The organism is Pseudomonas turukhanskensis, from assembly GCF_027922365.1.
GTDB lineage: Bacteria > Pseudomonadota > Gammaproteobacteria > Pseudomonadales > Pseudomonadaceae > Aquipseudomonas > Aquipseudomonas turukhanskensis.
In genome coordinates, this window is sequence record NZ_BSFN01000013.1 from 100,278 (window position 1) to 124,692 (window position 24,415).

General features: G+C 56.1%; 21 protein-coding genes and 1 pseudogene. 16 read left to right on the forward strand and 6 right to left on the reverse strand.

The genetic code is table 11. From position 1 onward, the window contains the following. Positions 1-3: 3 nt before the first annotated feature. Positions 4-1,836, reverse strand: a complete 1,833-nt coding sequence (locus PKE98_RS19225) for a ShlB/FhaC/HecB family hemolysin secretion/activation protein (RefSeq protein ID WP_271196934.1) — start codon at positions 1,834-1,836, stop codon at positions 4-6. A 403-nt stretch (positions 1,837-2,239) separates the two neighbouring features. Here PKE98_RS19225 and PKE98_RS19230 point away from each other — a divergent pair, with 403 nt between their 5' ends. The 3 genes from PKE98_RS19230 to yjiA all read left to right on the forward strand — a co-directional run bounded on the left by PKE98_RS19230 (position 2,240) and on the right by yjiA (position 5,612). Further along, positions 2,240-4,306 (forward strand): carbon starvation CstA family protein, encoded by a 2,067-nt coding sequence (locus tag PKE98_RS19230; RefSeq protein WP_271196935.1) that lies wholly within the window; start codon positions 2,240-2,242, stop codon positions 4,304-4,306. A gap of 51 nt (positions 4,307-4,357) precedes the next feature. Then, complete coding sequence (locus PKE98_RS19235; protein ID WP_271196936.1) at positions 4,358-4,561, forward strand: YbdD/YjiX family protein; 204 nt, start codon at positions 4,358-4,360, stop codon at positions 4,559-4,561. 76 nt (positions 4,562-4,637) lie between these two features. Beyond that, complete coding sequence (yjiA, locus tag PKE98_RS19240) at positions 4,638-5,612, forward strand: GTPase (RefSeq protein ID WP_271196937.1); 975 nt, start codon at positions 4,638-4,640, stop codon at positions 5,610-5,612. 157 nt (positions 5,613-5,769) lie between these two features. On the opposite strand, the gene glyA is transcribed toward yjiA, so the two are convergent. The 3 genes from glyA to PKE98_RS19255 form a co-directional block, all read right to left on the reverse strand. Further along, positions 5,770-7,023, reverse strand: a complete 1,254-nt coding sequence (gene glyA / locus PKE98_RS19245; protein ID WP_271196938.1) for a serine hydroxymethyltransferase — start codon at positions 7,021-7,023, stop codon at positions 5,770-5,772. A gap of 264 nt (positions 7,024-7,287) precedes the next feature. After that, positions 7,288-11,523, reverse strand: coding sequence for a sensor domain-containing protein (locus PKE98_RS19250; RefSeq protein ID WP_373877884.1), 4,236 nt, complete (start codon positions 11,521-11,523; stop codon positions 7,288-7,290). A gap of 508 nt (positions 11,524-12,031) precedes the next feature. Next, positions 12,032-12,460, reverse strand: a complete 429-nt coding sequence (locus tag PKE98_RS19255) for a hypothetical protein (RefSeq protein WP_271196939.1) — start codon at positions 12,458-12,460, stop codon at positions 12,032-12,034. 126 nt (positions 12,461-12,586) lie between these two features. Here PKE98_RS19255 and PKE98_RS19260 point away from each other — a divergent pair, with 126 nt between their 5' ends. Both PKE98_RS19260 and PKE98_RS19265 read left to right on the forward strand, forming a co-directional pair. Next, the gene (locus PKE98_RS19260) at positions 12,587-12,877 is read left to right on the forward strand and encodes a helix-turn-helix domain-containing protein (protein WP_271196940.1); all 291 of its coding nucleotides are present in this window, start codon (positions 12,587-12,589) and stop codon (positions 12,875-12,877) included. Between the two features lie 54 nt (positions 12,878-12,931). Continuing rightward, positions 12,932-13,168, forward strand: coding sequence for an antitoxin Xre/MbcA/ParS toxin-binding domain-containing protein (locus tag PKE98_RS19265; RefSeq protein ID WP_271196941.1), 237 nt, complete (start codon positions 12,932-12,934; stop codon positions 13,166-13,168). Between the two features lie 308 nt (positions 13,169-13,476). On the opposite strand, the pseudogene PKE98_RS19270 reads toward PKE98_RS19265, so the two are convergent. Both PKE98_RS19270 and PKE98_RS19275 read right to left on the reverse strand, forming a co-directional pair. After that, a pseudogene (locus tag PKE98_RS19270) lies at positions 13,477-14,514 on the reverse strand (arsenic transporter); the annotation flags it as partial. Positions 14,515-14,539: 25 nt separating this feature from the next. After that, entirely contained in the window at positions 14,540-14,896 is a 357-nt protein-coding gene (locus tag PKE98_RS19275; protein ID WP_271196942.1) for a metalloregulator ArsR/SmtB family transcription factor, read from the reverse strand. A 132-nt stretch (positions 14,897-15,028) separates the two neighbouring features. On the opposite strand from PKE98_RS19275, the gene arsN2 reads away from it, so the two are divergent. The 11 genes from arsN2 to PKE98_RS19330 all read left to right on the forward strand — a co-directional run bounded on the left by arsN2 (position 15,029) and on the right by PKE98_RS19330 (position 24,387). After that, positions 15,029-15,493 carry an arsenic resistance N-acetyltransferase ArsN2 gene (arsN2, locus tag PKE98_RS19280; RefSeq protein WP_271196943.1) on the forward strand — a complete coding sequence of 155 codons (465 nt, stop codon included), beginning with the start codon at positions 15,029-15,031 and terminating at the stop codon, positions 15,491-15,493. 407 nt (positions 15,494-15,900) lie between these two features. After that, positions 15,901-16,194, forward strand: a complete 294-nt coding sequence (locus PKE98_RS19285; RefSeq protein WP_271196944.1) for a metal-sensing transcriptional repressor — start codon at positions 15,901-15,903, stop codon at positions 16,192-16,194. 6 nt (positions 16,195-16,200) lie between these two features. Continuing rightward, positions 16,201-17,307 carry a nickel/cobalt efflux transporter gene (locus PKE98_RS19290; RefSeq protein ID WP_271196945.1) on the forward strand — a complete coding sequence of 369 codons (1,107 nt, stop codon included), beginning with the start codon at positions 16,201-16,203 and terminating at the stop codon, positions 17,305-17,307. Positions 17,308-17,598: 291 nt separating this feature from the next. Continuing rightward, positions 17,599-17,940 carry a hypothetical protein gene (locus PKE98_RS19295; protein WP_271196946.1) on the forward strand — a complete coding sequence of 114 codons (342 nt, stop codon included), beginning with the start codon at positions 17,599-17,601 and terminating at the stop codon, positions 17,938-17,940. Between the two features lie 97 nt (positions 17,941-18,037). After that, the gene (locus PKE98_RS19300; RefSeq protein WP_271196947.1) at positions 18,038-18,190 is read left to right on the forward strand and encodes a hypothetical protein; all 153 of its coding nucleotides are present in this window, start codon (positions 18,038-18,040) and stop codon (positions 18,188-18,190) included. 310 nt (positions 18,191-18,500) lie between these two features. Beyond that, on the forward strand, positions 18,501-19,835 hold the full coding sequence (locus tag PKE98_RS19305) for a UDP-glucose dehydrogenase family protein (RefSeq protein ID WP_271196948.1): 1,335 nt from the start codon (positions 18,501-18,503) through the stop codon (positions 19,833-19,835). After that, positions 19,832-20,803, forward strand: coding sequence for an NAD-dependent epimerase/dehydratase family protein (locus tag PKE98_RS19310; protein WP_271196949.1), 972 nt, complete (start codon positions 19,832-19,834; stop codon positions 20,801-20,803). The genes PKE98_RS19305 and PKE98_RS19310 overlap by 4 nt, the downstream gene beginning before the upstream one ends. Before the next feature lie 35 nt (positions 20,804-20,838). After that, positions 20,839-21,582, forward strand: a complete 744-nt coding sequence (locus tag PKE98_RS19315) for a glycosyltransferase family 2 protein (RefSeq protein WP_271196950.1) — start codon at positions 20,839-20,841, stop codon at positions 21,580-21,582. 1 nt (position 21,583) lies between these two features. Beyond that, positions 21,584-21,877, forward strand: a complete 294-nt coding sequence (locus PKE98_RS19320) for a lipid-A-disaccharide synthase N-terminal domain-containing protein (protein ID WP_271196951.1) — start codon at positions 21,584-21,586, stop codon at positions 21,875-21,877. A gap of 31 nt (positions 21,878-21,908) precedes the next feature. Then, the gene (locus PKE98_RS19325) at positions 21,909-23,402 is read left to right on the forward strand and encodes an ArnT family glycosyltransferase (protein WP_271196966.1); all 1,494 of its coding nucleotides are present in this window, start codon (positions 21,909-21,911) and stop codon (positions 23,400-23,402) included. A 19-nt stretch (positions 23,403-23,421) separates the two neighbouring features. Next, entirely contained in the window at positions 23,422-24,387 is a 966-nt protein-coding gene (locus PKE98_RS19330; protein WP_271196952.1) for an SdiA-regulated domain-containing protein, read from the forward strand. Positions 24,388-24,415: the final 28 nt, after the last annotated feature.

Genomic DNA, 24,415 nt, shown 5'->3' on the forward strand with positions numbered 1-24,415 from the left:
ATTTCAGAAACTCAGGTAGGTACTCAGGTAGAGCACGGATGAGTCGGTAGTTTTTTTAATCGCGTCATCCATAGATAAAGGAACTCCGAGGGTTAAAGAAGCGCCGCCATATTTCCAACTACCGGTGGCGCCAAGTGCCAATCCGGTGAGGCCGCCGCTTCGTTCTGCATAAGTGACATCGCGTGCATAACCGGAATCCAGTCCGATAAGCGGCGTTATCGTTCCACCCAACATTTGCAGTGGCAGGCTGAGGGTGTTGGAGATGTAGATACCTTGGTCTGCCCATAACGGTGTGCCCTGGAAACCGCGAACGGTAAACTCGTCGCCAAGTCCCATTTGCTCTGCAGTCATCAGGTTATCTTTTGAATATTGCCCGCCAATGCGAGAGGAGAAGTTGAATTCCTCATCAAGTACACGCAAGGAACGCGACCACGCAGTATTGAATTCAATTTTCTTGAAATTTTTTCTTTGTCTATTGTGACTGTCTGATGCCTCAGCTTCGTATGCGGCTGGCGCTGAGTTCCATAGGGAAAGCCCGTGATTGTATTTCACGTCGGAATACAATGAGCCGCCGAAGAATTGCGTTACATGCTCCAAACCAAACGCCAGACTGGTAAATGGCTCACTGTTTACATCCAGGAGCGAGCCTTCCAGAAAGTTGGCGTTTTTCTTGTGTTCCAGTTCGACCAGAGCCGTAAGTTTTTGGGTTTTCTCGCGCATTAATACGTGACTGAATTGACCGGTATACGTTTGTGAGTTTCCGGTGCTGCTATAGTCGCCATATGCCCCGCGCGAAGGTTTTTCGTACTGCGAATGATTGAAGCGCAGATCTACTTTGGAATAACCAAATGGCACGGAATAACTGGCGCCAGCGTTATACTCTGCATTCGTCTTAGGTTGCTGATAGCGGCGTGAACTGAGGTTCAGGCCAAGCGTATCGTTGCCCAGCAACAGGTCACTCAGGCTGGTGGAGGCGCTGAATCGGTAGCGGCCGCTGCTTGGGCTGCCCTGGCCTGAGTTGTCGCCGCGCAGGGTAAGCGTCAGGGGTTTTTCTTCGGTTACGAGGTTCAGGTATGAGTAGCCCAAACGCTGCGAGGGTTGGATATCAATTCGCGCAGTTTTTGCTGCGTTGTTGAGGTTTTCGACCATCTGGTCTACTTGCTGAATGTTTAACGGATTGCCAATTAACCCCGGCATTGCCAGCGCGGTAATAAGCTTCTGATAAGCAACATTTGGTTCTTCGCCATTGACCAGCCACCCTTCGACATAGCCCCAGTTCACCTTGAGTTCGACGGCCCCCTGCTTCATGTTCTTGGGTACCAGGCTGATGGTCGTGGTAGAAAAGCCCCGCTCGGCATAACGATTAGTGACATCTCGAATAAGCCCGAACAGTTCGGTATTTCCCAGTTCGCGATTTTCGTAATTATTGAGGATGTCTGAAATATTGGCGGCCAACGCGGCATGCTCGCCAGCATCAACAGTAATTGTTGTAATGAGAAACTTTGGACCAGTGTCTTCAGCTGCCGAATCTGGCAATTTGATGGGCGCCGGCGCTGGTGCTGTCAGGTTATCTTGGCGATTTCTATCAAGTTCACGGTTTATTTCGTCTTGCAGGCGCTGTTTCTTTTGAATGTCAAACTCTCGCACTGCAGGACTTACCGGCGGGCGAACGGCTTGCGCGTGCAAATAGGGCGTAAACACAATAAAAAATAAAGCAGTGGATGAAATAAGCGGGGCTGCGCGTCTTAAACATTTTTCACGCCTATGCAGGGTAAAGATGAATAGCAATAGAAACTCTTTGAGTTGGGAAATAGTGTCCGTGGCGGTGATATTCATGTCGATGCTTTTAGAATATGGGGTGAGGCTGTATTTTTCCTTCGTTTAGGGGGAACAGATAGAATTCGCTTCGCTCAACAATGTAGGCTCGAGACTACATGGATGTGCGCTCGTGCCAGGCACGTGATGAAGAAGTTCGCCTTTGGGTATGTAAGGGAAATGCTCAAACCCGGCAAAAAAGCGCTCAGCTGTATGCCTGTCACACTATGTCGGCGCTATATAGTTACTGGTAAGTAAGGAATAGGCGATTGGGGCTGCTGAGGATAACAAGAAGCCTTGAATTGAAGCCCTTTACAAACGGCGTTAGCCTGTGCAGCGCGATAGACCATCGTCGGATACCTTGCTTCTCAGAAGCGTCTAAACTCGAAAGGCCGCTTGTACGTCCATCCATTCGGAGTTTTACATGAACAATAACAATAGCGTCCTACGCCATCTGCCTTGGGCAGTTCTGGCGGTAGTGGGCGCGGGTGCCTTGGGTGTCGTGGCCTTGCGCCGCGGTGAAGCCATCAACGCCTTGTGGATAGTCGTGGCCGCTGTGGCCCTCTATCTGGTTGCGTACCGTTACTACAGTCTGTTTATCGCCAACAAGGTGATGCAGCTGGACCCTAACCGCGCGACCCCCGCTGTACTGAACAACGACGGTTTGGACTATGTGCCGACCAACAAGCACATCCTTTTCGGTCACCACTTTGCTGCCATCGCCGGCGCCGGCCCTCTGGTCGGGCCGGTGTTGGCGGCACAAATGGGTTATCTGCCCGGTACGCTCTGGCTGATTGCCGGGGTGATTCTAGCCGGCGCGGTGCAGGACTTTATGGTGCTGTTTATTTCCACTCGACGTAACGGCCGCTCGCTGGGTGAGCTGGTACGCGAGGAAATGGGCCAGGTGCCCGGCACCATTGCCTTGTTCGGCGCTTTCCTGATCATGATCATCATCCTTGCGGTGCTGGCGCTGATCGTGGTGAAGGCCCTGGCTTCAAGCCCATGGGGCATGTTCACGGTGATGGCAACCATCCCGATTGCCATGATGATGGGCCTGTACATGCGCTATGTGCGCCCGGGCCGCATCGGTGAAATTTCGGTCGTGGGCCTGGTGCTGCTGCTCGGTTCCATCTGGCTGGGTGGCCAGGTAGCTGCCAGCCCTGAGTGGGCACCGATGTTCACCTTCACCGGCATTCAGATCACCTGGATGCTGATCGGCTATGGCGCCGTGGCCTCGGTACTGCCGGTGTGGCTGCTGTTGGCGCCACGCGACTACCTCTCCACCTTTCTGAAAATCGGCACCATCATCGCCCTGGCGCTGGGCATTCTGTTCGTGATGCCCGACCTGAAGATGCCGGCCCTTACCCAGTTCGTCGACGGCACCGGCCCGGTGTGGAAAGGCGGTCTGTTCCCGTTCCTGTTCATCACCATCGCCTGCGGTGCGGTATCGGGCTTCCACGCCCTGATCTCCTCCGGTACTACACCCAAGCTGCTGGCCAATGAGTCCCATGCCCGCTACATCGGTTACGGTGGCATGCTGATGGAATCCTTCGTGGCCATCATGGCCATGGTGGCGGCCTCGGTCATCGAGCCAGGGGTGTATTTCGCGATGAACAGCCCACCCGCCGTCGTGGGTGCGGATGTGGCGTCGGTTGCAGCGACTGTCAGCAGCTGGGGTTTCATGATTACGCCGGAGGCACTGGAAGCCACCGCCCGTGACATCGGTGAAACCACCATTCTGGCCCGTGCCGGGGGCGCGCCTACCCTGGCGGTCGGTATCGCGCAGATTCTTCACCAGGTGCTGCCGGGTGAAAACACCATGGCCTTCTGGTACCACTTCGCGATTCTGTTCGAGGCACTGTTTATCCTCACCGCCGTGGACGCCGGTACCCGTGCCGGACGCTTTATGTTGCAGGACCTGCTCGGCAACTTTGTGCCGGCGTTGCGCAAGACCGACTCCTGGGCCGCCAATATCATTGGCACCGGCGGTTGCGTCGCAATGTGGGGCTGGTTGCTGTACCAGGGCGTGGTCGATCCGTTGGGGGGCATCAACACCCTGTGGCCACTGTTCGGTATCTCCAATCAGATGCTGGCCGGTATCGCCCTCATGCTCGGCACCGTGGTACTGATCAAGATGAAGCGCCAGCAGTACGTGTGGGTAACCATGCTGCCGGCTGCCTGGCTGCTGATCTGCACCACCAGTGCTGGCCTGATCAAGCTGTTCGACAGCAACCCGGCGGTGGGTTTTGTCGCCCTGGGTCGCAAGTACAGCGATGCGCTGGCGGCAGGACAAGTGATTGCCCCGGCCAAGGACGCCGAGCAGATGCAGCACGTGATCTTCAACGCCTACACCAACGCCACCCTCACGGTGCTGTTCCTGTTCGTGGTATTCAGCGTGCTGTTCTATGCCATCAAGGTGGGTCGTGAGGCTTGGGTTCGCCCGGAGCGCAGCGACAAGGAAACCCCGTTCGAACCTATCCCTCATATCTGAGTGGACGCGTGGGCCGGCGTTACGCCGGCCCACCCTTACTGAGGACAGACCATGTTCAATGACCTGAGTCGCATGGGCAAATACCTGGGGCAGGCCGCGCGCATGCTGGTGGGCATGCCCGACTACGACAACTACGTCGAACACATGGCCAACAAACACCCGGATACGCCGCCAATGACCTACGAGGAATTTTTCCGCGAACGTCAGGAAGCCCGTTACGGTGGTGGTAAAGGGCGGCCCATTCGCTGCTGCTGAGCCCACCGATGCAAGACCTCGCGCCACGCTTGTCGTGGCGTGTTTATTTTCGGTATCCAGACTTCAAGGTTTCTTTATGGCCACTTCCCAACCCATTCCCGTTACCGTGCTCAGCGGCTTTCTCGGTGCCGGTAAAACCACGCTACTGCGCCATATCCTCAAGGCCGAACACGGCCTGAAGATTGCCGTGATCGAAAACGAATTCAGCGAAACGCCCATCGATGGCCAGTTGCTGGGCAGCGAGCCGGTGCAGGTGATGACCCTGGCCAACGGCTGCGTGTGCTGCTCCATCCACGTAGAGCTGGAAAAAGCCCTATACCTGCTGCTGGACCGCCTGGACAGCGGCGAGCTGGCCTTCGACCGCCTGGTGATCGAGTGCACGGGCCTCGCTGATCCGGCGCCGGTGGCACAAACCTTTTTCGCCGAAGAAGAGTTGTGCGAGCGCTATGTGCTGGACGGCATCATCACCCTGGTGGACGCCGCCAACGCCGAACGCCACCTGGCCGAACCGATCGCCCAGGCGCAAGTCGGGTTTGCCGACCGCATTCTGGTGAGCAAACGTGATCTGGTGGATGACGCGCACTACGACGCGCTGGTGCAGCGCCTGGGCCGCATCAATCGGCGCGCGCCAATCCGCGTGGTGGAGCACGGCCGTATCGACCTGGCCGAGCTGCTGGATGTGCGTGGCTTCAATTTAAATGCAGACCTGCCGGCTACCATCAGTTTGCGCCCGCTCACGCCAGCGGCCAGTGCGGACCGCATCGGAACCCTGGTGCTGAAGAGTGAGCAGGCGCTGGATATCGACAAACTCAGCGCCTTTATGGAAACCCTGCTGGAAGAACACGGCAATTCGCTGCTGCGTTACAAGGGCGTGCTGGATATCGCCGGCGAGGACCGGCGGATGGTGTTCCAGGGCGTGTTGCGCTTGTACGGCTTTGACTGGGACCGCCAATGGCAGGCGGACGATGTGCGCGAGAGTGTGATCGTGTTTATTGGCGACCAATTACCGGAAGAGCAAATTCGCGCGGGGTTTGCCGAGGTAGTCGCGTAGGGCGAATATCGCCCCAGGCGATATCCGCCGATTCATGCTCATGCAAACGGCGGATATCCGCGTTGCGTATATTCGCCCTACGCAGAATTGATGGCCCACAAAAAAGCCCGGCACATGGCCGGGCTTTTTTATGTTTGCGAACGCTTACTTACCGCTCTTATTTGCCATAGACCGGCAGCTTGGCGCAGATGGCTTTGACTTTCTCACGCACGGCGTCGATCACCGCTTCGTTGTTCAGGTCCGCCAGGATGTCGCAGATCCAGCCAGCCAGTTCCTTGCACTCGGCTTCCTTGAAACCACGAGTGGTCACAGCCGGGGTGCCGAAGCGCAGGCCCGAGGTTACGAACGGGGAGCGTGGGTCGTTAGGCACCGAGTTCTTGTTCACGGTGATAAAGGCTTTGCCCAGTGCGGCGTCGGCATCTTTACCGGAGATGTCCTGCTTGATCAGCGACAGCAGGAACAGGTGGTTCTCGGTACCGCCGGACACCACGTCGAAGCCGCGTTCGATAAATACGCCGGCCATGGCCTTGGCGTTTTTCACGACCTGCTGCTGGTAGGTCTTGAACTCAGGCTGCAGTGCTTCCTTGAAGCAGATGGCCTTGGCGGCAATCACGTGCTCCAGCGGGCCGCCCTGGCCGCCCGGGAATACGGCGGAGTTCAGCTTCTTCTCGATTTCGGCGTTGGCCTTGGCCAGGATCAGGCCGCCACGTGGACCGCGCAGGGTCTTGTGCGTGGTGGTGGTCACGACGTCAGCGAATGGCACCGGGTTCGGGTAGACGCCAGCGGCAACCAGACCGGCCACGTGGGCCATGTCGACGAACAGGTAGGCGCCGACTTTGTCGGCGATGGCGCGGAAACGGGCGAAGTCCAGAATCTGCGAGTAAGCCGAGAAACCGGCCACAATCATTTTTGGCTTGTGCTCAACCGCCAGGCGCTCAACTTCGTCGTAGTCGATCAGGCCGTTGCCGTCGATGCCGTATTGAACGGCGTTGTACAGCTTGCCCGAGGAGGAAACGCTGGCGCCGTGGGTCAGGTGACCACCGTGGGCCAGGCTCATGCCCAGAATGGTGTCGCCCGCGTTCAGCAGGGCCAGGTATACGGCGCTGTTGGCTTGCGAACCGGCGTGCGGTTGCACGTTGGCGTAGTCGGCGCCGAACAGCTCTTTGGCGCGGTCGATGGCCAGCTGTTCAACGATATCGACGTATTCGCAACCGCCGTAGTAACGCTTGCCCGGGTAGCCTTCGGCGTACTTGTTGGTCAGCACGGAGCCTTGGGCTTCCATCACCGCAGGGCTGGTGTAGTTCTCCGAGGCGATCAGCTCGATGTGCTCTTCCTGGCGCTGAGCTTCTTGCTCCATGGCGGCAAAGAGTTCGGCGTCGTAGTTGGCGATAGTCGTAGAACGGCTAAACATGAGGATCTCCTTTTAAGTCGTGAACGATCTTCTGGTCGTCGGCCATGCTGCGTTGAGTTTTCGCTTTAACGGCTCACGTACTCAAGTACGCTGCGCTTTAAAGCTGCGGCTCGCCTTGCCTGACCTTAGCCCAGCAGATCTTGTGCTGGCCCGAAGATTGGAAGCGGCGGATTCTACCGGATTGGTCGTTATCTGGCACATGACAGTCGGTCATGTGGCGGACAAGTTCGCCTCATTGTGTTGGAAAGGCGCGGGATAGACAGCTTAGCTCAGCATAAACAACGCATTGCCGCTGAACTGCGCGGCCAGTTGGTGAGCGGTCATCGGCTTGCCGAGCAGGTAGCCCTGCACTTCGTCGCAGCCGTACTCACGCAGGAAATCGAGTTGCTCCTGGGTTTCCACCCCCTCGGCGATCACGGCCAGGTTCAGGCTGTGGGCCATGGCGATGATGGCACGCGCGATCTGCGCGTCCTGCTCGCCGCTGGGCAGGCCGTCGACAAAGCTGCGGTCGATTTTCAGCACGTCGATGGGGAATTGCTTGAGGTAGTTGAGCGACGAATAGCCGGTGCCGAAGTCGTCTACCGCGATGCTTACGCCCAGTTGCTTGAAGCCCATCAGTACCTGCATGGTTTCCTGCACATCGCGCATCAGAATGCTTTCGGTAAGCTCCAGCTCCAGGCTGCTCGGGCTCAGACCACTGCTGTGCAGAATATGCGCAATGCGCTGGCCCAGCTGGCCCTCGGCAAACTGACGGGCAGACAGGTTCACCGACACTTTCGGCACCCTCACGCCTTCGGCATGCCAGGCGTTCATTTGCCGGCAGGCTTCCACCAGCACCCAGTCGCCCACATCCACCACCAGGCCCAACTCTTCCAGCACCGGAATAAATTCGGCGGGTGCTATCAACCCACGCCGCGGATGCTGCCAGCGCAGCAACGCTTCGACGCCGATCAGGCGTTGGCCGTTGGCGCTGAACTGCGGCTGGTAATGCAGCACGAATTGCTGTTGATCGAGGGCATGGCGCAGGTCGCTTTCCAGCTCCAGACGTTCCAGGGCCGTGGCATTCATCGCCGCCTGGTAGAACTGGAAGTTGTTCTTGCCGCGCTCTTTGGCGTGGTACATCGCCGTGTCGGCGTTCTTCATCAACTGGCTCAACTCGTCGCCGTCCTGCGGGCTCAGCGCGATGCCGATACTGGCCGTGACGAAGAACTCGCGGCCTTCGAGAATGAAAGGCTGCGACAGGCTCAACAAAATTTGCTCGGCGACATGAATGGCGCGGGTCAGGGCGCCTTCACGGGTATCGCGGGCTTGCAGCAGCAGGGTGAATTCATCGCCGCCCATGCGCGCCACGGTGTCTTCGACTTCCACGCAGGCCGCCAGGCGCTGGGCCACGTCCTTGAGCATGCGGTCACCGGCCGCGTGGCCGAGCGAATCGTTGATCGGCTTGAACCGGTCGAGGTCCAGGAACATCAGCACCACCCACTCCAGATGCCGCTCGGCATGCTGCAAGGCGGTGTGCAAGCGGTCTTGGAACAGCGTGCGGTTGGGCAGGTTGGTCAGCGCGTCGTAGTAGGCCAGACGGTGAATCCGCTGTTCGCTGGCTTTGCGCTCGCTGATGTCGCTGAAGAAACACACGTAGCTGACCAGATCGTTTTCATCGTCATGCACGGCGGTGATGCCGACCCAGGCAGGGAAGTTTTCCTGATTACGCCGCTTGAGCCACACCTCGCCTTCCCAGCTGCCGTTCTGGCCGAGCTGGCTGAGAATGTAGGCTTGGTGGCTGGTCTGTTGGCGGTCGGCCATCAGCATGCCCGGCTGCTGGTCGAGCACCTGGGCGCTGGTGTAACCACTGACGCGGCTGAAGGCTTCGTTCACCTGGACGATATACCCGGCCGGGTCGGTAACCAGAATCGCGGCAGTGGAGTGTTCGAATACGGTGGCCGCCATGCGCAGGTCTTTTTCCGCCCTGCGCTGCTGGCTGATATTGCGGCCCACGCCCAGCACGCCTTCAAAGCGGCCGTCCTGGTCCCACATCAGGGTCATGCGCAGCTCGGTGGGCAACTTGTGGCCGTCGGCGCGTACGCAGTCGACCATAAACAGCCGCGTGGCCAGTTGCTGGCGCAGTTCGCGCAGCTTTTGCGGATCGCTCAGGGCTACGCGTACCCGTATCAACAATTGGTCGACGTCCGAGAGCTGGCGCGGGTTGGCGGCCAGCGGATGGAAACCGTTGGCGATGATCCACTCCGGCGTATAGCCAAACATCGGCAGTGCCGAGGGGCTGACGTAATCCAGATGCAGGTTGTTGTCGGTGGTGAAAATAACGTCGCTGATGTTCTCGGCCAACAAGCGGTAGCGGCGCTCGTTCTTGCGCATCAACTCGCTGGCTTCGATTTGCTCGGTCACATCCTTGGCTACGCCAATCAGGCGGTGCACGCGGCCTTCCGGTGTGCGGCTAAGGGCCTGTTCGCGGATGTCAAACCAGTGCCAGCTGCCATCGCGGTGACGCCAGCGCAGGTGGCATTGCAGTAAATGCCCATCGCCCACCACGTGTTGCAGGCTGCGCATGCGCGCGTACTGTTCGGCGTCGTCGGGGTGCAGCACCACTTCCCAGAAGTGGCCAGGCATCTCCCGCAGTTCCTTGCTGCTGTAGCCCAGTTGCTGGCCCAGGCGGTTGTTGCTGAACAACACCCGCCGGTCGGTCATGTCGTGCACGTACAGGGTGTCCGGCACAGCCCGCACCACATCGGACCAGAAGCGCTCACGCTCGATCAGCGACAGCTCGATGCGCTTGCGGCTGGTGATGTCGTTCATGCTCACGGTAACGGCGTGGAAGTCGTCGTTCTGTTCCGGCAGGCGCAACACCAGCCACAGGTGGCGTTCGTTGCCTTGCGGGGTGACGATCTGGCTTTCCATCTCGATCTGCCGCTGCTTGCTCAGCACCGCGCCGATCAGTTGATACCGCACGTTTTCCGGGGTGATGGGGCCGACATCCACCAGGTGGTTCCACAGCTCTTGCGTCGATTCGACGCCCAATAGCTGCTGGGCCACCTGGTTGATTTCGGTGATATGCAGGTGCTGGATCAGCTCGTCGTGCAACTGCGGGTGAGTGCGCAGCCAATGATCGAATTGGCCCAGCGTTTCGATCTGGTGGATATGCAAATACGTGCGCAGATCCGCTAGGTCGAGTACGCAGTGGGCCACGCCGCTGCCTTCGAAAATGTCCTGATAGCGCCTGCGTGTGTCTTCCAGAATATGCAGCGCCAGTTGCTGTTCGGTGGCATCACGCAGCACCCACACATGGCCGGGCTGGCTGTGTTCTTTGCCGTCTTTGAACAGGCTGCGGGTAACGCTGAATACGCGCTGTTGCTTGTGCTGCTCAAGCTCGACCCACACCGGGCTGAAATCGTCGTGGGGTTCGGCGTCCTGCAGCAGCAGCGGATTGAGGCTGGGCAACAGGTCCAGCAGGTGGCGGCCGCGGGCCTCGCCTGCCGACAAGCCAAATAGCTGCGCGGCCTGCGGGTTCAGGTAACGGACATGGCCGCCAACATCGGTAACCACTACGCGTTCTTCAATGGCGCCCAGGGCCGTGGCCGCATCGCGCAGTTCGCGGCGTGAAGCGGTGGTCATGGCGCGCAGGCGGGCTTGTTCACGCAGCAGGCGAAACAATGCCAGCAAGGTAAGCAGCGCGCAGGCCATGAACAGCAGGAACTTGCCGGTTACGGCCGACAACTGCTCGGTCCAGGCGCCGTTTTTGTCGACCACACTGCGCACCATCAGATCGGTGCCCGGCAACGCTACCAATTGCGCGGTATTGGCCAGCTCGAATTCGGTGGTCTCGCGGACGTGCTCGTTGGCCGGCGCTGGCTGCGTGGCGAAAACGCGATGACTGTAGCTGTCTTCCAGTTGCCAGCGGTGGTCGCTGCTATAGAAGTCGCGGATGCTGCGGCGCAGGTGCGTAAGGCCCATGCGCACCACCCAATAACCCTGCTCGCCGCCCTGGGGCAGAAAGGCATAGATCTGCCCGTCGCCATCGGGGTTGAACACATACTGGTAGGGCTTGCCCTGATTGCGCTGGAACAGGCTGCCAATAAAGGCGTGGTCGCTGGCAGCGGTTTGCGTATCGGCCAGCAGATGACCATCGCGGTCAAGCCACACGAGGCTGTTCAGCGCCGGGAAGATACCGCGCAGGCTGTCCAGCAATGCCGGGTACTTTTCGCTACTTGGCGGCTGCTGCGCCGTCTGCTTGAGCAGGGCGAGCGCCGCGTGGGCCCGCATCTCGATGCTCAGGCCCATGTGCTCGGCCAGTTGCTGGCCATATTCCTGCTCGCGTTTGTGCCGCGTTTCTTCGCCCTGTTCGAGCTCGTGATACAGCTGCCAGAACAGCAAGCCCAGCATCACCACGACAAGCACCACCAAGGCGCCCTTGACCGAATTGGGCAGGGTTGTGGCGAGTGAGTCGCCGGGTGCGCGCTGGTGGGTGAACAATCGAGGCACGGGCATAAGTCCTGCGCTGACGGCGTATAAAGATGTTGCAGCTACTCAAGACGCTAGCAGAGACGCCAAGGCTGCAAATAAAAGCGGCTAAGAATGCCTAGTTATGTGGCAAAGTGCCAGCTACGCCGACGAGTGCGCGTTTGCCCTGTAGGGCACATTCCGGTAGCTTTGCCGCACGCGCGTGACGCCCCGCCGGCAACTGCCCTAACGCATGCCCGAGCTTGGCTCCCGCCCCAGCAGTGACTAGGCTGACCTACTTACTGCTGCGCATACGCCTGTCGGCTTGTGCCTCCCTTATCAAGACACCTTTCATAGAAGCTGGGTTCCTCATGGGGTCTTATGGGGAGTTTTTTTTGTCTATATATTTGCTTTGATTTGATCCTGACGGCTGGAACCCCCGAATTAGAGCTGGTTCGAAGGTCATAACTTTTCGCCAACGGTTTTAGCGTTAGGAAAATTGTCAATTAATCGTGCTTTCGTGCGGGTTATTGACATTTTTTTTTGCGATTTGGAATTATCGGATCCTAGGCGTGAAAACGGGACGCGCCTCTACCGGTGTAGAGCCTTCGCCCACCTCTAGGCCGGCATACCATTTGTCTTCGGTGATCTTGAGGTATGGTGTGATTACACCGTTATTTTCTTGAAACTCTAGGATCTCGGTTAGGGATTCCATCTTCCATTCATTACTATTATTCACATAGCCCGGTGTGACGTAGAAAATCGTATTGATAGTTAGACTTTTGTTCTGGGTCGCAAGAATGGTTCTAAGTGCGTCATAGGATGTCAAAAAGAGCATTTCCCTCGCCATTTCACCTGATCGCCTGACTTCTACCTCCGCATAGAACCAAGGCAGGGGTACCCGTTGTTGTATTACTTGACGGTTTAAAAAATCTAGATTGAAAAGATTGGCGTACGACAGTTCGTTTTCAACACTTCCATTCATAAAACTCTCCTGCGGCTGGCTCAATGAGATGTTGGTAAATCGAGCAAAAAAACATCAATATACTCTATTGAGCATAGCGCTTTAAGGTTGTGAAAGGCTTCATCGTTCCTTTTGTGAGCTCTACAAATGGAACACAAACGAGCGGTAGGTGAAGCGATTTTGAGGGTTAGATTGCAGAAAGGATTGGCACAGGAAGGAGTTGGGGCGAGTCAGACCTACATTAGCGATGTCGAGAGGGGGCTAAAAAGCCCGTCGCTGGAAAAAATCAGCAAGATTTCGGCTGCTTTAGATGTTCACCCGACAAGCATTGTCGTGTTGAGTTATCTTCTCGAGAACCCAAGAACTTCATTGGATGAGCTGCTTAAAAAAGTCCGGTGTGAGGTAGAGGCTGCCCTTGGCGCAAACCAGCTTCTCTAGGGCCAATTCTTCGATTCCTTACGCCCTGCACCTGAGTATCGAGGCTGAATTACTATGGCTAAGAATGCGAACCACTGGGAGCAAGAAGCTCAGAGAACTCTTCGCGTCGTGGAAACTATGGATTACGCAACTTCAGTTTTCGGAAATAGGGGCCTAGCAGCTAGGTGGATGCATCAGCCAGCGCGGGGTTTGAACCGCCGAACGCCCATCGAGCTCGTCCTGACTGACCGCGACGGCTGTGAAGCGGTATTAAATTACCTCGGGCGAATTGAGTACGGCGTCTACTGCTAATCCACTAAGACCTTCCCACTCTCTTAGCTTTTTTGTTACCGGCTTAGCTTCTTGGCTCTTAGCGCCGCCACCTCTGTCCGCTCAAATTCCCCAAAACCTTCCGGGGGCGTACGCCGACTCCAGCCCTCTAGGCGGGAAGCTGTGGTACTGGACTTTCGTTTTAATGCAAGCCGCTGGGTTTTCCGCCGCACATTAAGCATTTGTTGTACGCGCCGTAACGGCCATCCAAATGGCGTAGGGCGCCACCACAATTGGTGCAGCCACCCACTAGCTGCCCCTGCATCCAACGAAACTCAAGCCAAGCGCGGTAGAGCGCCTACCAGGACGGTCGGCATGTTGTTCATGATCGAGGAAAGGAACGCGGTCAGAAGCCCTGTGCCGAGTGAGGCTCCCCAGATGCCGTGGCTCGCGAATACGTTGAGAATTTGCGCAATGTGATCCGTCAGGCCCGCATTTTTTAACCCGTAGATGACCAGGTACATCCCCAAAGAGAAAACCACTACCTGCCACGGCGCGCCTTTGAGCACTTTGCCGGTGTCGATGGCATGACCACGGGCTGCGATCACATACAGGATGACCGCACAGACCGCCGCTACCGCGCTGATCGGAACACCCAGTGGCTCAATTACGAAGAAACCCACCAACAGCACCGCAAGGATCCACCAACCGGCGATGAACGTCGGGCTGTCGCGGATGGCTTCTTTCGGGTGATGCAGTTGTGCAATGTCGTAGGTTCTGGGTAATTCCTTTCGGAAGAACCACATCAGCATGCCCAGCGTCGCCGCCACGCTAACCAGATTCACCGGCACCATGACGGATGCGTACTCGCTGAAACCAATGTTGAAGTAGTCGGCAGAAACGATGTTGACCAGGTTCGATACCACCAAGGGCAAGCTCGCGGCATCGGCAATAAATCCTGCCGCCATCACGAACGCCAAGGTTGCGGCGGGGGAGAATCGCAGTGCTAACAGCATCGCAATCACGATGGGCGTGAGAATCAAGGCCGCACCGTCATTCGCGAATAGTGCCGACACAGCGGCGCCGAGCAGGATGATAAAAGCGAACAGCTTGCGCGTGCTGCCTTTCCCCCAGCGCGCAACATGCAGCGCCGCCCATTCAAAGAACCCGGCTTCATCGAGCAGAAGGCTGATTATGATCACGGCGATAAACGTCGCCGTGGCGTTCCATACGATGTGCCAAACCTCGGGTATGTCGCCCAGTGTGACTACGCCAGTCAGCAGGGCGAGGACAGCGCCAAAGGTGGCGCTCCAGCCCACGCCTAGACCTCTAGGCTGCCAAATAACCAGGACGATAGTGGCGATGAAGATCAATACGGCAATAAGCATTTCGGTAATCCAGATAGGACGTGAATCAGTTGCAGACAGCTCGACTGCTAGGACGACCATCCATGCTGCATAAGCGCTTGGCCTCGGTCTGAAGCCAGTGCTGATTGGCGTCCACAACGTCTTTTAAAACGGCAGTCACCCACGCAGGTAGTTCAGGATGCAGTCGGTAGTAAACCCACTGACCTTGGCGGCGATCCATCAACAAACCGGCTGAGCGAAGTAACGCCAGATGGCGTGAAATCTTGGGCTGACTCAGGTCGAGAGCGGCTGTTAACTCGCATACACACAGCTCTCCCTCACTCACAACGAGGAGTGTGATCTTGGTGCGAGTGTCATCCGCCAGGCACTTGAACAATGCGGTGGGGGTCATGAGTTCTGTCATAGATTCTCCGTGTTCCACTAACATATGGATAAACGAATATATGAATTTGCGGATATTCAGTAAAGCGAACATCGTGCAGTGAACGTCGTCTCGCGCCAGCGAGGTGCTAGGGAAACGGGTTAAGGAGGCGGTGTGACAATCCAGGCAATACCAGTTGACCACGGGCAATGGCCGCGTTTTCGAGACGCGTTGAAATCCACCAATTTGCCCTTGGACGATATTGAGCTCCCGGGCCGCACCTTTTTTGAGTTCCAGCGGGACGGTCAGACAGTCGGATGGGGTGGGTTTGAGAATTACGGCGCTGACGGTCTGCTGCTATCCCTGGTAGTCGAGACGGCCCATCGGTCGAAAGGGATGGGGGTGGCAACGCTTCAGCTAATTGAAGTGATCGCCGCCGAGCAGGGAATTACTCGACTGCACCTGCTCCCGACTACGGCGTCAGGTTTTTTTGAGCGCTTTGGATATGAGGTAAGGGAGCGCGGTTCCGAGCCCAAGCTAATTTCGCAAACTGAGCAGTTCAAAGGCCTCTGCCTAGGCTCGGCTCGCTATATGAGCAAGGTGCTGTCCGCAAAAATTACGCCCGAGCTCACCCCCTAAAGCGCAGAAAAACACGGTAGGCACTGCGTCCAGACGGGGTGAACGCTCAATGTGCTACGGCATGCCGAGGGCCGTATCTAGGATGGAAACATCATGTTGATGATCGTCGATCATCAACATGTGGGTATGGTCTCCCCAGTGATCGTGATGGCTCTGGGCGGTGGTAGATGCAATCTCCCAGGAAGGTTGTAGCAGCGTGCTCAAGGCCAAGATAGGTATGCCCGGCCCAAGCAGTGAAAAAGGCTAGAGCCAGGGCAATTACCAATAGGGTTGGCCTGCTATTACCGTGCATATCCACTCTCGATGCCCCAACAAGGCCATCGTCTATTAAAAAAATAGTTCTTTGACTACATCCCCCCTAGGGGGATAGGATTTAAGCGTAATTCATTGGCCGACGAGGCTCAAGCATGACCGAACATACGCATGGCCATGACCATATCCATCAAAGTCATGACGCAATCATCAAGCGCCTGAAACGGGCTGATGGGCACCTGCGCAGCATCATCACGATGATCGAAGAAGGCCGCGAGTGTGTGGACATTGCCCAGCAACTGCACGCGGTTGAAAAGGCCGTTTGCCAAGCCAAGCGCACACTTATTCAAGATCACATCGACCACTGCTTGGAGGACACGGTTGAGGCCTTAAACAAAGGCGAACGTGGCCCTCTGGAAGCCTTTAAGCAAATCACCAAATACCTGTAGGTCGACATGCCCAATTTCGCAGAACTGCTGCAACAAGGCGGCGCTCACGCGTGGCTGTATTTCCCGAGCGCCATCTTGTTGGGGGCTTTGCACGGCTTGGAGCCAGGACATTCGAAAACGATGATGGCCGCTTTTATCGTCGCCATTCGTGGTTCGGTAAAACAGGCTGTTCTGCTCGGTCTGGCTGCCACGCTATCCCATACCGCTGTGGTTTGGCTGGTGGCTGTCGGGGGCATGTACCTCGGGCAAGGTCTCGATGCAGAAACCACCGAACCCTACTTTCAGCTTGCCTCGGCAGCGTTGATTATCGCCATTGCTTTGTGGATGCTCTGGCGCACTTGGCGCGGCGAACAAATGTTTCGCTTAGAGACTGCGCACGATCATCACGGCCATGATGAAACGCGGTTAGTGGATACAGGTCATGGCCAGGTGGAGCTGTCGATTTTTGAGCATGGCATGCCACCGCACTGGAGACTTAAATCGTTGAACGGCTCTCCGTGGGTCGCCTCCGACGTCAGCGTCACCACCACTCGCGCGGATGGAACCAGCCAGAACTTCGCCTTTGCTGAGCAGCGTGGATTTCTTCAATCAATCGACGCTATCCCCGAACCCCATGAGTTCAGCGTACGCCTGAGCTTGGGGCAGACCGGTCATAGTCATGATTATGATCTGGACTATGCCGAGCACAGCCATGGCCATGATCATTTTGAACTGGAGCTTGGCGGCGACGGCTATCAGGATGCCCATGAAAAGGCACACGCCAACGACATTCGTAAACGCTTCACTAACCGTGAGGTCACTACCGGTCAGATCATCGTTTTTGGTTTGACCGGTGGCCTGATTCCTTGTCCGGCCGCCATCACGGTTTTATTGCTTTGCTTACAAGTGAAAGCAGTCAGCCTCGGCGCAGTGCTGGTGCTGTGCTTTAGCTTGGGGCTAGCGCTAACCCTGGTAACTGTGGGCGCCGCTGCTGCAATTGGCGCCCGTCAGGCGTCCAATCGCTGGCCTTGGTTGAGCACAGTGGCCCGCCGCGCGCCTTATCTCTCCAGCTTGCTGATTATCGGCGTGGGTATATACGTCGGCATAAACGGCTGGATCGGTTTGAGTGCGTGAGGCAGCAGACGACACAAAAAATCGGCATGGGCGCAACGGTGTGCTTAGACCTGATCAAGTGGCTGGCCATCGTCACGATGGGGATCGACCACCTGCGTTATGTGTAGCCGGAGCTTGGATGGATGTTTGCCCCAGAGCAGCTGTCCTTTCCACTGTCCTCCTTGGCAATAGCGGCGAATGTAGCGAGAAGAGAGCCGTGTCAGATTTTTAGTGATGACGATGCGTGCTACTTGGAATACCCACTTAAAGCGATCATTGTTGGGCCCTCCATCTCTGGCTAGACTAGCTGGCATGAAACGTTACCTTCGCTCTTGCCTAATTGTGCTGCTCAGCCTGACGCTTCCCCTAAGCGGGATAGCGGGTCTCGCCGAAGCGACGGAACCATGCCCGATGAAAGCGGCGGGCATGGAAATGGTGGGGGATATGAGTCAAGACTGTTGCCAAGATCTGGGCAACCCTTCCGAGCATGGCAAACCCTGCAAATCTGGCCAGGAATGCAAGACCGCCACCCTGTTGCAGTTGTCTTTCGTAAAGCCGCCTATCACCTCGTCCAGCCCTGTTGGGGTTTCTTTTTCCAACGACTTCGCACCTGCCCAGGCCCCTTCCGGGGTGTGGCGACCTCCCCGCGTTTAATCCCTGTTACTAGCTGAGTTCCGCCCTGCCCATTGTGGGGTGGTTAGCCTGCGCACGCGTTTGAGCGGCGAGCAGGATCATCACAGGGATCATAACCATGTACTTCACACGCTATTGCTCAGGTTGGCCCGTCACGGCTGCCTTGGTGGCAACCGCGCTGGCATTGCCGAGCCCGGCCGCCCCCCTGAGTTTCGATGAAGCCCTGCGCTTGAGCGAAGCCAAAACCTTTATGCCACTAGCCGTTCACTGACAGCTTCTGGCCCAGAGTGTATAAAAACGCCGAGCCAAAATTGAAGTGCGCGCGTCTACGTGGAATCTGAAATTTATCGGTAGGTCAGCAGATAAGGATTTTGCGTAGAAACGCATTTTTCTGCGCGACTTGTGATCTTTGCTAACCTTGAAAACGTTTTTACACAGCGTCGGCCGGTCGGTGGAATGCTGAGAGCAACGCCTAGGGGGAGATGTGCAAACGCCAATCGTCCCCTCATAAAATTTTCATGTCCGGTTGATATAACCGTTGTCAGGTAAGAAAAAGAACACACTCAGAAGCAGGGCAGCCCATGAAAGTGACCGTTTTCGGCAGCGGCTATGTCGGTTTGACTCAAGCCACTTGTCTGTCGGAAGTAGGCCATCAGGTCTGCTGTGTCGATATTGACGCACTGCGCGTCGACCAGCTCAATTCGGGACTCTCTCCTCTCTTCGAACAAAACCTTGAGCCACTTCTGCGCAAGAATTTGGCTGCAAATCGCTTGCGATTTACAACTGATGCAAAGGTAGCGGTCGACTTTTCGGACCTTATTTTTATCGCCGTGGGCACTCCACCTCTTCAAGATGGCAGTGCGGATATGAGCCAGCTGTTTTCGGTGGTAGACAGCATCGCAAAACACGCCCAATCCGCGAAAACACTGGTCAACAAGTCAACATCTCCGGTAGGAACAGTGGCTCGCATTGAGGCGCACTTGCGGGCGATCGGCGGTAACGAGGCAAAAGTAAGTTTTCGGGTCGCTAGCAACCCTGAGTTTCTCAAAGAAGGGTCTGCGGTCGCCGACTGCATGCGACCTGAGCGAATAATCGTAGGTACTGACGATGAAGAAGTGGTTGCGCTTCTGCGTACGCTCTACAAGCCCTTTAGCCGCAGCCGTGAAAAATTCATTGTGATGGATTCGCGTAGCGCCGAGCTCAGCAAGTACGCCGCGAACTGCATGCTGGCGACTAAAATCTCCTTTATTAACGAAATGGCATTGTTGGCCGAGCACTTGGGTGCCGATATTGAGATGGTACGCAAGGGTATCGGCTCGGACCCTCGGATCGGCTACGACTTTATCTATCCAGGTTGCGGTTTCGGCGGTTCATGCTTCCCAAAAGACATCAGTGCCCTGCGCAAAGCAGCTGATGACATGGGTTCGCCCACGCCCTTAATGAAAGCGGTCGAAGACATCAATGCCGCGCAAAAACATCGGCTGTTTGAAAAGATCGATCGACACTACAACGGTCGACTCTCGGGGAAAAATTTTGCGCTCTGGGGTCTGGCGTTCAAACCTAATACTGATGATATGCGCGAGGCGCCCAGCCAAGTACTGTTGCGTGAGTTGTGGCAGGCGGGCGCAAATGTGGTGGCCTACGACCCGCAGGCAATGAAAGAGGCACGTCATATCTTCGGATATGACCTAGTACTAGCTGACAGTAAAGAACAGGCCCTACACGGCGCGGACGCGTTGATCGTGGTCACCGAGTGGCAAGACTTTCGAGTGCTGGATCTAGAGCTTTTACGTCATCACTTGACCGATTTGGTGGTGTTTGACGGTCGGAATTTGTATGAGCCCGAGGCGCTTGCCCAGGCGGGATTCTGCTATTACGCGATAGGCCGGGGCCTGCATCAACAGGTGCACCCATGAGAGTTTTGCTCACTGGTGCTGCAGGATTTATTGGTTTTCATACGGCAAAACGGTTATGCGAAGAAGGCCATCAGGTTATCGGAGTCGATAACCTCAATAGCTATTACAGCGTGGAGCTGAAACGAGACCGTCTCGCTCAGCTGGAGACGTATCCTAACTTTCAGTTTTGTCTCTTGGATGTAGCGGATAAACCGGCCCTACTCGGACTCTTCGTGGGCGGAGCATTCGACCAGGTTATCCACCTGGCCGCCCAAGCCGGCGTGCGTTACTCAATCGACAATCCGGACAGCTATGCCCAATCCAATCTGATTGGGTTCCTGAACGTCCTTGAGGCCTGTCGAGCCTTTGTCCCTCGTCACTTAATCTATGCCTCCAGCAGCTCGGTATATGGGTTGAGTACTGCGATGCCCTATGCCACCACGGACAAGGCAGATCGACCGGTTTCGTTTTACGCGGCTACCAAGCGGGCGAATGAATTAATGGCCCACACATATTCACACCTATACAACATCCCAATCACCGGGCTTCGTTTTTTTACCGTCTACGGGCCATGGGGGCGCCCAGATATGGCGCTGTTCAAGTTTACTGACGCCATCCTTAACGGTCGCCCGATTGACGTTTACAACGACGGCGACATGTCGCGAGATTTCACCTACATCGACGATATCGTCGAAAGCCTAACTCGGCTGCTCCCCCTTCCTCCGGCTTCTGAAAATGGTACGCCAAACACTGTGTTCAACATCGGCCTGGGCGCCCCGGTCAAGCTCCTGGACTTCGTCGACAACATCGAATCAGCGTTGGGTATCAGCGCCACTCGAAATTACTTACCTCTTCAACCAGGCGAAGTTATCAATACCTGGGCGGACACCAGAGATTTAGAAGCGCGTATCAATTTCCGCCCGCAGGTGACTGTAGCCAGCGGCGTGCGCGCTTTCGTCGACTGGTACCGCGCCTACTACGGCGTTTAGTCGTCCACACAACCTGCACTTAGTAAGGAAATCCGATGCACGAAACGCCTTATGTCTCGGTCTTGATTCCCGCTAAAAATGAAGCCGGCAACATCGCCCCCTTACTGGAAGAAGTCCGGACGGCCCTTGCCAAAGAGCGCTTTGAAGTCATCGTTGTGGACGACGGCAGCACTGACAGCACGGCCGCTGAGCTACAAGCACTGAAAGCTGCTGGCTATGCCCAACTTCGTATGCTCAGCCACGCGCGCTCATTAGGGCAGAGCACGTCTATCTATCATGCCGCCGAGGCTGCTCGTGGCCATTGGTTGGCAACGCTGGATGGCGACGGGCAAAACGACCCCGCTGACCTGCCAAAAATGCTTGAGTTGGTGCGAGGTTCGGAGGGCAAGCTCGGCGGAGTGAAACTCGTAGCCGGGCATCGTGTAAACCGGCGCGATACCGCGAGCAAGCGGTGGGCCTCGCGCTTCGCAAACAAGCTGCGTGCCAGCTTACTCAAAGATCAAACACCTGATACCGGTTGCGGTATCAAGCTGATAGAACGCGAAGCGTTTTTACGCTTGCCTTACTTCGACCATATGCACCGCTTCATTCCTGCCTTAATTCGTCGTCATAACGGGCGTATGTTGGTGCATCCCGTCAATCATCGTGAACGCGGCGCTGGTGTTTCCAACTACGGCAATCTAGATCGAGCCCTTGTAGGAATAGTCGATCTTTTCGGTGTTTGGTGGCTTATTCGCCGCACGCGCTTGGACGCCATCGCATTAGAAACCGAGGTTTGATATGGGCAGAGAGTCGTTGTGGTTGGCCATTGGTTTTGCTGGCCAACTCGCGTTTACGGGGCGCTTCGTTTTGCAGTGGCTGTACAGCGAATACAAAAAACGCAGCGTAATACCGGTGGCTTTCTGGTACCTGAGCATTGTAGGCAGCGCGCTATTGCTGGCTTACGCCATCTACCGACAAGACCCCGTTTTTATAGCCGGCCAGTCTTTTGGTTTCATCGTCTACCTGCGAAATCTACAGCTGATCGCCAAGCTTCGCGGGCAGGAAAGCGCCGACTCTGAGAGTAAGGACTGACACAGTGCGGATACGACTGTCTTCTGCGCGAATGGAGTTGTGGTGTCTTGTGACTTTGGCACTGCTTTTAGTGGGAGCAGGCCTTGGTTGGCGACAACCGCTGAACGTTGATGAGGAGCGCTTTCTAGGCGTAGCGCTAGAAATGCTGCAAAACGGCTCTTGGTTTATTCCCCACCGCGCCGGCGAAATTTACGCGGATAAGCCGCCACTGTTCATGTGGGCAGTAGCATTATTTGTGAAGCTCACAACCTTTCCCAAAGTTGCGTTGTATCTACCAGCTTTGCTCGCCGGCGCGGTGACTACTGCCTGTTTGTACGACCTAGGACGGCGCCTTTGGGGACGCCGAGTAGGTGTGATTGCCGGTCTTCTATTTCTCTCAACCTATCAAACCTACAGCATCTTACGTACCGGACAGATCGATGGTTTCCTGGCCTTGTGGGTAATTCTCGCCGTCTACGGTTTAGGTCGGCACCTTCTCATCGGGCCAGCCTGGCGCTGGTACTACATCGCCTGCGCAGCGATGGGGTTGGGCATCATTAGTAAAGGCGTGGGGTTTGTGCCGGCGCTGATGCTGATTCCCTACTTCTATGCAGCACGTAAAAACTGGAAGGGTGTGGTGCCTATGCCAGGCAAGGCCTGCGCCTGGTGGTTGGGGCTTCCGGTCGCGCTTATGGCCGTAGCGATATGGCTTGGCCCCCTGATCGTGATAGTGCTGAAAGGCAGCGCCGACAGCCTGGCATACGCCCAAGAAATCCTGCTTAAGCAAACGGCTGAACGTTATGCCAACGCCTGGGCCCACAAGGAGCCCTTCTGGTATTTCTTCGTTAAGGTCATTCCCAAATACTGGCTACCAATATTTTTAATGCTGCCCTGGCTGGTACCTGCGTGGCGCAAGCAATTGCGTAAGCACGATGGTCGAGTATTGGTGTTGCTGGGCTGGGTGCTATTAGCTCTACTGTTTTTCAGCTTGAGCAGCGGCAAACGCAAGCTATACATCTTCCCCGCCGTCCCAGGACTAATTTTGCTTGTGGCTCCACTTGTTCCATGGATGCTGAAGCGCTGGTTGCGCAATCGTCCGAGAGGTAAAGCGGTGGTAGCCGGCTTGACCGGCGTGTGGCTATGCGCATGGTTTATACGTGGAATGCTAGAGCCTCACAAAGACGGACCGAACCCCCACGAAACCATCATGCACGAGGTGGCACGGCTGACCGGCAACGCCGAACTTGTAATGGTGGGGTGGCGGGAAGGCCATTGGCTTTTTGCCAGGCAGCCCCTCATTCATTTTGGGTTCGTTCGCAGCAATGCTCTGGAACAGTCTGTCGTGTGGTTACGCAGTCATCACGATGCATTCGCCCTTGTTCCGGCTAGCGATATGGCCCGTTGCTACAACCCGGAAAAAGCCCGAAAAGTCGGTATTACCTCTAGGGCCGAGTGGTACATAGTGGATTCGGACGCGGACAACCACAACTGCCAGGCTGCAGTGCCGGAACAAGTCTATTCCTTCAGCTGGAAGTATCCGCTTTGACGATTTCGATGTGTGCCCTATGACCGTTCATATGAGTCCGGACATGGCTTTGCGGAGAAACAAGCTGCAACGGTGGCGGCTTTCACTATTCGGATTGAGCGTGCTGATTGGCGGAATTTTGGTTTTTGAATCGTCCCGATTTTACTGGCATCAGCAGCTTTACCAAACCGTCAAGCAACGCTGGAGCAACCCAGCCGCAGAACGGCGAGGCTTGTGGCTTCCTGGATTCTCGCCCGATGTAGTAGCGAAGCCATTGGCCGGGGTTTTGGATGATCTGTCAGGTATTACCTACGACTATGACCAGGATCGGCTGCTTGTCATTACCAACGGAGAAGGTGCACAAATTGTTGCGCTGAATACCTCCGGTAATGTGCTGGCGCGGTATCCGCTTGCGGGATTTGTCGATACAGAGGGGTTGGCTTATTTGGGAGGCGGGCGCGTCGTAGTAACAGAAGAAATTGATCAGCGCTTAAGCTTCATCCAACTTCCTGAAATGCCACAAACCATTCACCGAGAAGCAGACCAATTCATTTCCATTGGCATTAATAACAACACCAAAAACAAAGGGTTTGAGGGAGTAACATACGATCCAATAGGTGATCGACTATTTGTTATCAAGGAGCGCGACCCGCGACAATTATATGAGATCGGCGGCGTGGTGCGAAGTTTGAAAGGGCGGCTGTCCACTGAGATTATTGATCGCACATCGTGGGTAGATGACGGTGTTTTTGCGCGGGATTTGGCGGACGTCTATTACCATCCCACCACAGGACACTTAATTTTGCTCAGTGAGCAATCCAAGTTGTTGATCGAGCTAGATAGTGACGGACGCTACATTAGCTACCGCAGTTTGCTTGAGGGTTTCAAGGATGTTTTCACTCCAAAGGTCCATCCTGAAGGTGTAACGATGGATGCCCACGGCCGCCTGTACGTGGTCGCTGAACCGAATCTTTTTTACTCGTTCAGCCCACAACCTCCAAAGTGAACGCCTGCGCTGCAATAACCCCCCGCGC